The following is an 11,048-nucleotide window of genomic DNA, read 5'->3' on the forward strand; positions in this document are numbered from 1 at the left end:
CGTCGGGACCGTGCAGCACGAAGTCCACGACGAGCAGGCGCTGTTCCCCCTCCCCCTCGACGGCACGGGCCGTGTACGTGCGCACGTGCCCGCGCTCGTGCTCCGGAAGGGCCAGCCACGCGGCATACCAGCCGTCGCGGTCGAGCCGCGGCACCCCGTGTCCCGGTGACGGGATGATGAGCTTGACGCGCTGGTCGAGGGTCGGGCCCTCGGGGCCCAGGTGCTCGAAGCCCTCACCTCCCAGGCGGATCCGCACGAACGACGGGCTGAGCCGCTCGACACCGCGCACGACGGCGGTGAGCAGCAGGGCAGGGGCGACGGCAGTGGTGGTCATGCGATGTCTCCGATCCGTTCCCGGGTCCGGCTCGACGAGACCGGGACGACGAGCGGCGAGCCCGTCACCGGGTCCGCGACGACCCGGCTGTCCAGGCCGAACACCCGGGCGACGAAGTCCTCGTCGACGAGCTCGGCGGGCGCACCGCTCCCGACGAGGCGGCCGTCGCGCAGCGCGAGAACGTGGTCCGCGTAGCGCGCAGCCAGGTTGAGGTCGTGCAGCACCATGACGACGGTGGTGCCGTTGCGGCGGTTGAGGTCGCGCAGCAGGTCGAGCACCTCGACCTGGTGGGCGACGTCGAGGTAGGTCGTGGGCTCGTCCAGGAGCACGACGTCGGTCTGCTGCGCGAGCGTCAGCGCGATCCAGACGCGCTGGCGCTGGCCGCCTGACAGCTCCTCCACGTGCCGCTCGGCCAGGTCGAGCGTGCCGGTGGCCTGCATCGCGCGGGCGACCGCCTCGTCGTCGGCGGCGGACCAGCGTCGCGTGAGCCTGTGGTGCGGGTGACGGCCACGGCCGACGAGGTCGACGACGGTGATGCCCTCGGGCAGCGGCGGGCTCTGCGGCAGCAGCGCGACCCGACGCGCGAGCTCCTTCGGCCGCAGGGACCACACGTCGTCCTCACCACTGGCCCTGGCGAGGTGCACCTGGCCCGCCGTCGGCCGCAGCAGCCGCGAGAGTCCGCGCAGCACGGTCGACTTGCCGCAGCCGTTGGGCCCTACGACCACCGTGACCTGCCCGGCGGGCACGTCGAGGTCGAGACCTTCGACGACCGTGCGACCGTCGTAGGAGAGGGTGAGCCCCCGCGCGCGGATGGCGGGGGCGCGCGTCGCCGCCGAGGGCGTCGGCCCGGGGCTGAGGGTCGCCGTGGTCATGTCACGCCTTTCCGGCTCGACCCGCGGAGACGAGGACCGCGAGCATGAGTGGGGCACCGAGCGCGCCGGTGACGACGCCGACGGGGAGGTTGACGTCGGGGATGAGGTAGTCGCCCGCGAAGTCCGAGAGCACGACGATGACGGCGCCGACGAGGGCGGCCGCCCAGAGCGAGGGCCGGCCGCGGCACAGCCGCCGCGCGATCGGCCCGGACACGAAGGCGACGAAGGCGATCGGGCCGGTCGCGCTCGTCGCGGCAGCGGCCATCGCGACCGCGACGAGCAGGCCGAGTCGGGCTCGTCCGGCCGGGGCGCCGAGGGTCGCCGAGAGGTCGTCGCCGAGCTCCGCCAGCCGCATCCACGGGCCGCAGACCGCCAGCAGGGGCGCGAGCACGAGCAGGGCGGCGGCGAGCAGCCCGATGACCGGCCACGTCGCCCGGCCGAGCGAGCCGGTGAGCCAGACGAGTGCGTCCTGCGCATCCTGGATCGACGTGCGGGTCATGACGAGCTGGATGACGCTCGAGAGCAGGGCTGCGACGCCGATGCCGACGAGGACCATCCGCTGGCCGGCGAGCACGGTCCCGCGTCCGACGGCATACATGAGCAGGCTCACGGTCACGGCGCCCGCAAGGGCCGCGGCGGGGAGCCAGACGCCCTGCGCGTCGAGGAACGTGAGAGCGACGACGGCCGCCGCCGAGGCGCCGAGGCTGATGCCGATGACGTCGGGGCTCGCCAGCGGGTTGCGCAGGGTCGTCTGGAACATCGCGCCCGCGGCGCCGAACGCGAGCCCGGCGAGGGCACCGATCACCGCGCGCGGCAGCTTGGCCTCCATGACGATGAACGAGGCGCCGGGGGCGTGCGGCAGCGTGTCGCCGCGCAGGATCGCCACGAGGTCGGTGATCGCCACCAGGTAGTCGCCGAGGAGCACCCGCACGAGCACGGCCCCGAGCGCGCCGGCGGCGAGGACCGCGATCACGAGGCGGACCCGCCGGGCCGGCCGGCGGCGGGCGCGACGCACCCGGTCGAGCTCGGCGGCGGGAGCTTGTGACGTGCCGCTCGCGGTGGTGGCGGTTGCGGCGGTGGCGATGGCGGTCACAGCCCGGCCATCCGTCCGCGACGCACGAGCAGCACGAAGAAGGGCACACCGACGACGGCGGTCATGATGCCGGCCTGCACCTCGCCGGGCCGGGCGACGAGGCGACCCACCGTGTCGGCGAGGAGCAGCAGCGCGGGGCCGGCGACGAGGCACACGGGGATGATGCGGCGGTGGTCGGGGCCGACGAGGAAGCGCGCCACATGGGGCACGACCAGCCCCAGGAAGCCGATCGGCCCGGCGAGCGCCGTCGAGGCACCGCAGAGCACCGCGACCCCGAGCGCGGCCGCCGCACGGGCCAGCACGACGTTCTCGCCGAGACCGCGGGCCAGGTCCTCGCCGAGGGCCAGGGCGTTGAGGCGCCGGACCGTGAGCAGCACGACGACGAGGCCGACGGCGAAGAACGGGAGCACGGTGACGACCAGGTCGAGCCCGCGGCCCCCGATCGTGCCGACCTGCCAGAAGCGGAAGGAGTCGAAGGACTGCTCGCTCGACACGAGCAGTCCGGACGACCAGCTCGCGAGGCCGGCCGTGACGGCCGCGCCGGCGAGCGTGAGCCGCAGGGGCGTCCCGCCTCCCCCGGCCAGCCCTGCGAGGGCGTGGACGAGCACTGCGGCCAGCCCGGCACCCGCCATGGCCCACCAGACGTAGCCGGTGAGCGAGCCCACCCCGAGCACCGCGATCGCCACGACGACGGCGAGGCTCGCCCCGGCGTTGACCCCGAGCAGGCCCGGGTCGGCGAGCGGGTTGCGGGTCAGGCCCTGCATCGCGGCGCCGGCGACGGCGAGCGCCGCCCCGACGAGGACGCCGACCGCCGTTCGAGCCAGACGTGCCTCGATGATGCCTCGGTCGGCGGCGGCCTCGCCGTTGCCGGTGACCACCTGCATGACGTTTCCGAGGGCAATCCCCTTGGAGCCCAGGGTGATCGATGCGAGCACGGCCAGGAGAAGGAAGAGGACGAGCACGGCGACGAGCACCGGCCTGCCGCCCGAGCGGGTGGAGGCGGGAGCCGTGACACCCGTCCGGTCGGCGGTCCGTGTGGTGGGCATCAGGCGGCGTCGGCCTTGTCGGCGGCCGCCGCCACGAGGGGGACGAAGAGCTCGGTCAGGTACGGGATCGACAGCGGGGTCGGCGAGCTCATCGTCAGGCCGACCCTCTCGTCCTTGGTCGCGACGAGTGCGCCGGACCTGATGGCGGGCACCTGGCCGACGAGCGGGTCCTTCGTCATGGCCGGCACCTCGGAGTCCTCGGTGATGTACGTGAGGAAGACGTCGGCCTGCAGCCTCGTCGCCTGCTCCGAGCTCACGGTGAGGTAGAACTCCTTGGAGCCCTTGGCCCGCTCCTCGACGAACGGGGCGTTCTTCATCCCGAGCTCGGTGAGCATCCGCGGGCGCAGGTCGCTCGGGGTGTAGAACCCGATCTGCGAGAGGTCGGTCGGCGCGATGTAGCCGTAGATGAAGGTCTTGCCTGCGAGCTGCGGGTACTTCGCCTTGGCGGCCTCGAGGACGGCGACGGTCTTCTTCTCGACCTCGTCGGCCCGCTTCGTGCGGCCGAGGGCCTTGCCGATGGTCTCGAGGGAGTCCTGCCACGCGGTGCCGTAGGCGACCTCGGGATAGGCGACGACGGGCGCGAGCTTGCTCAGCTTGTCGTACTCGTCCCTGGTGATGCCGGAGTTGGTCGCGAGGATGAGGTCGGGCTGCAGCCTGGCGATCTCCTCGACCGGGTTGCCATCGGCGTCGTCGAAGCGGGTCGGCCGCGCCCCACCGATGGCGGCGAGTCGCTCGTCGAACCAGTCGGTGGAGTGGTTCTCGTTGCCGCCCCAGGTGACCTTCGGCGCTCCGACCGGAGCCACACCGAGGGCTGCGACGTGGTCGGCGTCCGACCAGCCGAGGGTCACGACGCGCTGGGGCTCCGCGGTGATGGTCGCGGTGCCGAAGGCGTCCTTCAGCGTGACCGGGAAGGCACCCGGCTCCACGCCCCCCGCGGCGGCCGGGGCATCGGCGGGTGCGGACGCACCACCCGGGGCCGGCCCGGTCGTGCACCCGGTGAGGACGAGGGCTGCTGCGACGGCGGCGAGGACGGCGGTTCTCAGGCGTGGCACGAGGTGTTCTCCGGAGGTCGGCGACGGGTCACCTCCACCCGTTCCGCTGAACGCGTCGGAAGGAAGGTGAGGCTTACCTTACTTAGGTATGCCTAACCGTCAAAGCCGGTGCCAAGCCGTGGACCGAAGAGCCTTGTCAGAGAGCACCGCCCAGCGTCACGCCTCCGTCGATGGTCAGGGTCTGGCCGGTGATCCACGAGGCGTCGGCGGACAGGAGGAAGCTCACGGCCCCGGCGACGTCCTCGGGGACGCCGAGCCTCTTCATCGGGTAGGCGGCCGCCACCTGCTCCTCACGGCCGGTGTAGAGCGCCTCGGCGAACTTCGTCTTGACGACCGCGGGCGCGACGGCGTTGACGCGCACGTCGGGACCGAGCTCGTGGCCCAGCTCGGTGGTCAGGTGGATGAGCGCGGCCTTCGAGACGCCGTACCAGCCGATGACGCCCGAGGCGCCCTGCCCGGCGACCGACGCGAGGTTGACGACCGCGGCGGGGTGCTCGGCGTCACCGAAACCCGCGCCGACGGCCTTGCGGATCCACGAGAACGCCGCGACGACGTTGACGTCGAGCACCTTGCGGGCGACGTCGAGGTCGGTGTCGAGCATCGGGCCGTAGACGGGGTTGATGCCGGTGTTGTTGACGAGCAGGTGCAGGCCGCCGAACGTCTCCCTCGCCGCAGCGATGGTCTCGTCCTGGTGCGCCTCGTCGGCGGCGTTGCCGGCCACCCCCAGCGCGCACTCGGGACCACCGAGCCGCTCGACGGCCTCGGCGAGCGCCTCCTGCCGACGCGCCGTGACGACGACCCTGGCACCGTCGGCGACGAGCCGCTCGGCGATGCCGAAGCCGATGCCGCGGGAGGCACCGGTGACGATGGCGACGGCGCCATCGTGGCGCCGTCGGGCGTCCTCACCGCCCATCAGAAGCCGAGGTCCCGGCCGATGAGCTCCTTCATGATCTCGTTGGAGCCGGCCCAGATCTTCGTGACGCGGGCGTCGCGCCAGGCGCGAGCCACCCGGTACTCGTTCATGAAGCCGTAGCCCCCGTACAGCTGGACGCAGTGGTCGAGGACGTCGTTCTGCACCTGGGAGCTCCACCACTTCGCCTTGGCGGCGTCGACCGCGCTGAGCCGGCCCTGGCTGTGGGCCAGGACGCAGTCGTCGACGTAGGCCTCGGCCACCTCGATCTTCGTCACGAGCTCGGCCAGGAGGAACTTGTTGTGCTGGAACTGGCCGATGGACTGGCCGAAGGCCTGGCGGTCCTTGGCGTACTGGATGGTCTCCTCGAGGATCGCCTTCGGGTGCGCGACGTTCGAGACGGCGGCGCCGATGCGCTCCTGGGGCAGGCGCTGCATCATCGCGATGAAGCCCGTTCCCTCGGGCCCGAGCCGGTTCTCGTCGGGCAGGCGGACGTTCTCGAAGAACAGCTCGGCGGTGTCCGACTCCTCCATGCCGACCTTGTCGAGCTTGCGGCCGTTGTGGAATCCCTCCGTGCCGCGCTCCACGACGAAGAGGGTGATGCCCTTGGCCCCCTTGGACGGGTCGGTGCGGGTGGCCACGATGACGAGGTCGGCCTGGTAGCCGTTCGTGATGAAGGTCTTGGAGCCGTTGAGCACCCAGCCGTCGCCGTCGCGCACTGCGGTGGTCTTGAGGGCGGCGAGGTCGGAGCCGCCCGAGGGCTCGGTCATCGCGATGGCGCAGACGAGGTCGCCGCTGGCCATGCCCGGCAGCCAGCGCTGCTTCTGCTCCTCGGTGCCGAGGTCGACGATGTAGGGCGGGCAGACGTCGGAGTGGATGCCGAAGCACGAGCTCGTCGCGGCGTTGAAGCGCGACATCTCCTCGGCGATGACGGCGTTGAAGCGGTAGTCCTTGACACCGGCGCCGCCGAACTCCTCCGGGATCTCGAAGCCGAACAGGCCCTGCTTGCCGGCCTCGCGCCAGATGTCCCGGTCGATCGACTTGGCCTCGATCATCTGCTCGGCGCGCGGCTGCAGCGTGCGGTGCACGAACTCGCGCGCCGACGCGCGCATCGCCTCGTGGTCCTCGTCGTAGATGTTGCGGGGCATCCGTCCTCCGTGGGGCGTGGGGGCGTGGCTGGCGACGCGCCGTACCGACAGGTAACTAAGCGCTTGCTTAGTCTCCCGCCGCTACGGCATGCTGTCAACGTGCCGCAGCCCACGCCGAGCCGGACCTCACGCGCGAACCCGAGCCAGGACCCGTCGACCGTCGACCGCCTCATGCACGCGGCCGCGCACGCCTTCGCCGACAAGGGCTTCCACGCCACGACGACCCGCGACATCGCCTCGGGCGCGGGCCTGTCCCCCGCGGGGGTCTACGTGCACTTCGGGACGAAGGAGGAGCTGCTCTTCAACCTCAGCCGCAGCGGCCACGAGAGCGCCCTGCGCCTCCTGCGCGGCGCCATCGCCGACGGCCCGACGCCGACCGAGCAGCTGGCCAACGTCATGGCGCGGTTCACCGAGTGGCACGTCGAGCAGTACCAGGTGGCGCGCGTCGTGCAGTACGAGCACCACCACCTGACGCCCGAGCACCACGCCGAGGTGCTCGCCCTGCGCAAGGAGATGGACGGCCTCGTCCGCGGCATCCTCGAGCGGGGTGTCGCCGACGGCGCCTTCACCGTCGACGACAGCGGCGACACGGCCCTCGCGCTCCTGTCGATCGTCGTCGACGTCGCCCGCTGGTACTCCCCCACGATCCGCCGGTCCCCCGCACAGATCGGCGCGACCAATGCCGCCCTCGCGCTGCGGCTGGTCGGCGCGGCGGGCTGACCCGCGTGGCGGCCCACGCCGGCCACAGCGTCCTCCTCGTCCCGGTCCCGCAGCTCGAGCCGTTCGTCCTCGGTCGCACCCGCCACTACGACGAGGCGTACGCGTCCGAGGACCCGAGCTTCGTCCACGCGCACGTCACGGTCCTCGGACCCTTCCTGCCACGCCATGAGCTCACCGAGGAGGTCTTCGGCATCGTGGACGAGATCGCCTCTGCCACGGGGCCGTTCGACTTCACCCTTGAGCGGACGGACACGTTCCCCAACGGTATCGTGCACCTGCTCCCGGACCCCGACGACGTGTTCCGCAGCCTGACCGCCGCCCTGTGGCAGGCCTTTCCGCAGTGTCCCCCGTACGGCGGTGCCTTCGCCGACGTCGTGCCGCACCTGACCCTCGACGCGGTGTCCGACACCGTCACCGAGGACTCGACCCGGCTGGCCGTGAGGTCGTGGACACCGGCCGCGTGCCGTGCCGAGCGGCTCGACCTCGCCTGGTACGAACCCCACCGGTGCCACCTGCTGCGCTCGTGGCGCCTCGGCGGGCACGGGGTCGCGTCCACCCAGCGGGGTGGGTCAGGCGTCCGGGTCAGTCCCCGAGGACCGGAGTCGGGAGAGGACCGGCGGGGTGGGCAGTCTGTGCCCCGTGCTGGGTCTCGCGCGCGGCCGTCGGCTCGGGGCCGAGGTCGACCGTGAGGCGAGGCAGGAAGAACTGCACGAGCGGTCCGATCGACACGGCGTACAGCACCGTGCCGAGGCCCACGGAGCCGCCGAGCAGCCAGCCGACGACGAGGACGACCACCTCGATCGTCGTGCGCACCAGCCGGATCGACAGTCCGGTGCGGCGGGCGAGGCCGGTCATCAGGCCGTCGCGCGGGCCGGGTCCGAGCTGGCTGCCGATGTACAGACCGCCGGCGACGCCGTTGAGCACGAGGCCGGACAGCAGGAGCGTCGCACGGGCCCACAGGGCGCCCGGCTCGACGATGAGCGCGAGACCGGCGTCGGCGGCCAGACCGATGACGACGACGTTGGCCACGGTGCCGAGGCCGGGCCACTGGCGCAGCGGCACCCAGAGCAGGAGCACGAGCGCGCCGGTGACGATGGTGACCTGCCCGAAGCTGAGCGGCACGTGGCTCGCGACGCCCATGTGGAAGACGTCCCACGGGTCGAGCCCGAGCGCGCCGCGGACCATCATCGCCATCGAGACGCCGTAGAGCGTCAGCCCGACGAGGAGCTGGAGGACGCGCCGCGGCAGGTGCGGCGCTCGCAGCTGGGCGACCGGTCCGAGGTTGCGCAGGGGCACGTGGCGTCTCATGGCACCATCGTGGCCACGATTGGACTGCCGGTTAAGGGCCAGTCATGGCAGAGTGGACCTCATGCGCTCCGTCTCCGCCCGGACCCTGTCCGCCCTCCTCGGACCCGAGCCGCTCCCCCGGCCGGCCTACCGCGGGCTCGCGGACGCGGTGCGCCGCCTCGTCTCCGACGGCCGGCTCCTCGTCGGCACCCGGCTGCCGAGCGAGCGCGCCCTGACCGCCGAGCTCGGGCTGAGCCGCACGACGGTCGTCGCCGCCTTGGACGCGCTGCGTGACGAGGGTTTCGTCGTCACCCGTCGCGGCTCTGGCAGCGTCGTCGCCCTGCCCACGGGCGCTTCGGGTCTCGCGCTGTCCGGCGCAGGTCTCATCCCGACCGACGTGCCGCCCGAGGTCATCGACCTCACCTACGCCGCGCTGCCCGCGGCCGCCGGCCTCACCGCCGCGTACGAGCGCGCTCTCGCCGAGCTGCCACGGCACCTCGCGACGGCCGGCTACCACCCCCACGGGCTGCCCGAGACCCGCGCCGCGATCGCCGACTGGTTCGACGGTCGGGGTCTGCCCACCTCACCCGAGCAGGTCGTCGTCACCTCCGGCGCCCACGCCGGGCTCTCCTCGGTCCTGCGGGCCGAGCTCGACGTCGGTGACCGCGTCCTCGTCGAGACCCCGACCTACCCCAACGCCGTCGTCGCGGTCCGGCGCTCGGGCCTGCGGCCCGTGCCGACCCCCCTGACCCGGCTCGGCTGGGACCTCGACGCGGTCGAGGTCGCCCTGCGCCAGAGCGGGGCCAGGATGGCCTACCTCATCCCGGACCACCAGAACCCGACCGGGCTGCTCATGGACGCCCCGACGCGGGTCGCCGTCGCCGACGTGCTCGCTCGCGGTCGCGCCGTGCCGGTCGTCGACGAGACGTTCGTCGAGCTCGGCCTCGACGAGGCGGCCGCCGCCGACCGCGTCGCGCCGTTCGCGACCTCGGCCCCGGCGGCGTACACCCTCGGCAGCGCGGGCAAGACCTGGTGGGGCGGCATCCGCGTCGGGTGGGTGCGCGCGCCGCGCGAGGCGGTCGGAGCCGTCGTGGAGTCGCGCCACAGCCTCGACCTCGGCAGCGCGGTGCTCGAGCAGCTCGTCGTGGCCGACCTGCTGCGCCAGGGGGACGCGGTGCTGGTCGCCCGGCGCCGCGAGGCCCGCGCGCGCCGCGACGCCATGGTGGCGGCCGTGCGGCGCCACCTGCCCGACTGGCGGTTCGACGTGCCGGTCGGAGGGCTCAACCTGTGGTGCGAGCTGCCGGTGGCCCGCGGTGACCAGCTGGCCCGCGTCGCCGAGCAGGCCGGCGTCCGGCTCGCTCGGGGAAGCCAGTTCGCCGCGGCCGGCGGACTCGGACGCTGGGTCCGGATCCCCTTCTGCGTCCCGGCCGACGAGGCCGACGAGGTCGGCCGACGCCTCGCGGCCGCCTGGGACCTCGCCCTCGCGGGGAGGCCGGTCCGCGACGACGCGCCGCCGCTCATCGCCTGACCCACCGGTCGTGCCGACCCGCCCTGTCACACTGGGGAGGTGGGAAGCTCACGCGTGACGGTGCGGACGTGCCGCTGGGAGGACGGCGCCGTCGTCGAGGAGGGCTTCGCCCTCGAGCAGGTGTCCGACCACCTCGACCGCGAGGGCTCCCTGCTCTGGGTCGACCTCTGCGAACCCGACCACGACCACCTGCTCCGGCTGGCCGGCGAGCTGGGCCTCGACCCCCACGCCGTCGAGGACGCCGTCACCGCCGGCGAGCGGCCCAAGGCCACCCGGCACGCCAAGCACACCTTCCTCACGGTGTATGCGACCCGCCTCGAGGCACCGGAGGACGACCCGACCGCCCGGGACTCGCGGCTGCGCCTGACGCGCATCTCTGCGTTCGTCCTGCCGCGGGGTGTCATCACGGTGCGCTCCAACCCGGACTTCGACATGGGCCGGGTCCTCGACCGGTGGAACGAGGACCCCGAGCTGCTGCGCCACGGCGTCGGCGCCCTCGTCCACGGCCTCCTCGACACCGTCGTCGACGGGCACTTCGAGACGATCCAGCAGCTCGACGACGCGATCGAGGGACTCGAGGACGACCTCTTCGACGACCGTGGTCGGACACGCGTCGCGCAGGTGCGCACCTACCGACTGCGCAAGGAGCTCGTCGAGCTGCGCCGGGTCGTGCTGCCCATGCGTGACGTCGTCAACGCCGTGCTGCGCCACCGCACGGACCTCGACGAGCGGCGCCCAGAGCTCGACGGATTCTACGACGACCTGTACGACCACGTCGTGCGCGCCGCCGAGTGGACCGAGTCGCTGCGCGACATGGTGACGACGGTCTTCGAGACCAACCTGTCGCTGCAGGACGCCCGGCTCAACACCGTCATGAAGAAGCTCACCGCCTGGGCGGCGATCATCGCCGTGCCGACGGCTGTCACCGGCTGGTACGGCCAGAACGTGCCCTACCCCGGGTTCGGCTCGCACGCAGGCGTGCTCGTCAGCGGTGGCGTCATCGTCGTGGTCGCGGCCCTGCTCTACCTCGTGTTCCGACGCAAGGGGTGGATCTAGGG

Annotated in this window: 12 protein-coding genes; 4 read left to right on the plus strand and 8 right to left on the minus strand. The window is 72.9% G+C overall.

Annotated features, from left to right (window positions below):
* The 7 genes from ACR9ZK_RS17845 to ACR9ZK_RS17875 all read right to left on the minus strand — a co-directional run.
* The coding region (locus ACR9ZK_RS17845; protein ID WP_481343304.1) for a siderophore-interacting protein at positions 1-334 on the minus strand (334 nt) is incomplete at its 3' end.
* Complete coding sequence (locus ACR9ZK_RS17850; protein ID WP_481343305.1) at positions 331-1,206, minus strand: ABC transporter ATP-binding protein; 876 nt, start codon at positions 1,204-1,206, stop codon at positions 331-333. The genes ACR9ZK_RS17850 and ACR9ZK_RS17845, both read right to left, overlap by 4 nt.
* Position 1,207: 1 nt before the next feature.
* Entirely contained in the window at positions 1,208-2,299 is a 1,092-nt protein-coding gene (locus ACR9ZK_RS17855) for a FecCD family ABC transporter permease (RefSeq protein ID WP_481343306.1), read from the minus strand.
* Positions 2,296-3,345 carry a FecCD family ABC transporter permease gene (locus ACR9ZK_RS17860; protein ID WP_481343307.1) on the minus strand — a complete coding sequence of 350 codons (1,050 nt, stop codon included), beginning with the start codon at positions 3,343-3,345 and terminating at the stop codon, positions 2,296-2,298. Before ACR9ZK_RS17860 ends, ACR9ZK_RS17855 begins: the two co-directional genes overlap by 4 nt.
* Entirely contained in the window at positions 3,345-4,397 is a 1,053-nt protein-coding gene (locus tag ACR9ZK_RS17865; RefSeq protein ID WP_481343308.1) for an iron-siderophore ABC transporter substrate-binding protein, read from the minus strand. The genes ACR9ZK_RS17860 and ACR9ZK_RS17865 overlap by 1 nt, the downstream gene beginning before the upstream one ends.
* 136 nt (positions 4,398-4,533) lie before the next feature.
* Entirely contained in the window at positions 4,534-5,310 is a 777-nt protein-coding gene (locus ACR9ZK_RS17870) for an SDR family oxidoreductase (protein WP_481343309.1), read from the minus strand.
* On the minus strand, positions 5,310-6,455 hold the full coding sequence (locus tag ACR9ZK_RS17875) for an acyl-CoA dehydrogenase family protein (protein WP_481343310.1): 1,146 nt from the start codon (positions 6,453-6,455) through the stop codon (positions 5,310-5,312). Before ACR9ZK_RS17875 ends, ACR9ZK_RS17870 begins: the two co-directional genes overlap by 1 nt.
* A gap of 99 nt (positions 6,456-6,554) precedes the next feature.
* On the opposite strand from ACR9ZK_RS17875, the gene ACR9ZK_RS17880 reads away from it, so the two are divergent.
* Together ACR9ZK_RS17880 and ACR9ZK_RS17885 are read left to right on the plus strand one after the other, a co-directional pair.
* The gene (locus ACR9ZK_RS17880; protein ID WP_481343311.1) at positions 6,555-7,175 is read left to right on the plus strand and encodes a TetR/AcrR family transcriptional regulator; all 621 of its coding nucleotides are present in this window, start codon (positions 6,555-6,557) and stop codon (positions 7,173-7,175) included.
* Between the two features lie 5 nt (positions 7,176-7,180).
* The gene (locus ACR9ZK_RS17885; protein WP_481343312.1) at positions 7,181-7,864 is read left to right on the plus strand and encodes a 2'-5' RNA ligase family protein; all 684 of its coding nucleotides are present in this window, start codon (positions 7,181-7,183) and stop codon (positions 7,862-7,864) included.
* Here the strand turns inward: ACR9ZK_RS17885 and yczE are convergent.
* Positions 7,758-8,483, minus strand: a complete 726-nt coding sequence (gene yczE / locus ACR9ZK_RS17890; protein ID WP_481343313.1) for a membrane protein YczE — start codon at positions 8,481-8,483, stop codon at positions 7,758-7,760. The genes ACR9ZK_RS17885 and yczE overlap by 107 nt on opposite strands.
* Before the next feature lie 61 nt (positions 8,484-8,544).
* On the opposite strand from yczE, the gene yczR reads away from it, so the two are divergent.
* Both yczR and ACR9ZK_RS17900 read left to right on the plus strand, forming a co-directional pair.
* Positions 8,545-9,990, plus strand: coding sequence for a MocR-like transcription factor YczR (gene yczR / locus ACR9ZK_RS17895; RefSeq protein WP_481343314.1), 1,446 nt, complete (start codon positions 8,545-8,547; stop codon positions 9,988-9,990).
* Between the two features lie 39 nt (positions 9,991-10,029).
* The gene (locus ACR9ZK_RS17900; protein ID WP_481343315.1) at positions 10,030-11,046 is read left to right on the plus strand and encodes a magnesium transporter CorA family protein; all 1,017 of its coding nucleotides are present in this window, start codon (positions 10,030-10,032) and stop codon (positions 11,044-11,046) included.
* Positions 11,047-11,048: the final 2 nt, after the last annotated feature.

This window comes from Monashia sp. HAY1-5C, from assembly GCF_056755255.1.

What these genes read in the sequence shown, in the direction of transcription:
- ACR9ZK_RS17850 (WP_481343305.1), bottom strand. Translation starts at nt 1,206, where the DNA reads ATGACCACGGCGACCCTCAGCCCCGGGCCGACGCCCTCGGCGGCGACG.
- ACR9ZK_RS17860 (WP_481343307.1), bottom strand. Translation starts at nt 3,345, where the DNA reads ATGCCCACCACACGGACCGCCGACCGGACGGGTGTCACGGCTCCCGCC.
- ACR9ZK_RS17870 (WP_481343309.1), bottom strand. Translation starts at nt 5,310, where the DNA reads ATGGGCGGTGAGGACGCCCGACGGCGCCACGATGGCGCCGTCGCCATC.
- ACR9ZK_RS17875 (WP_481343310.1), bottom strand. Translation starts at nt 6,455, where the DNA reads ATGCCCCGCAACATCTACGACGAGGACCACGAGGCGATGCGCGCGTCG.
- yczE (WP_481343313.1), bottom strand. Translation starts at nt 8,483, where the DNA reads ATGAGACGCCACGTGCCCCTGCGCAACCTCGGACCGGTCGCCCAGCTG.
- yczR (WP_481343314.1), top strand. Translation starts at nt 8,545, where the DNA reads ATGCGCTCCGTCTCCGCCCGGACCCTGTCCGCCCTCCTCGGACCCGAG.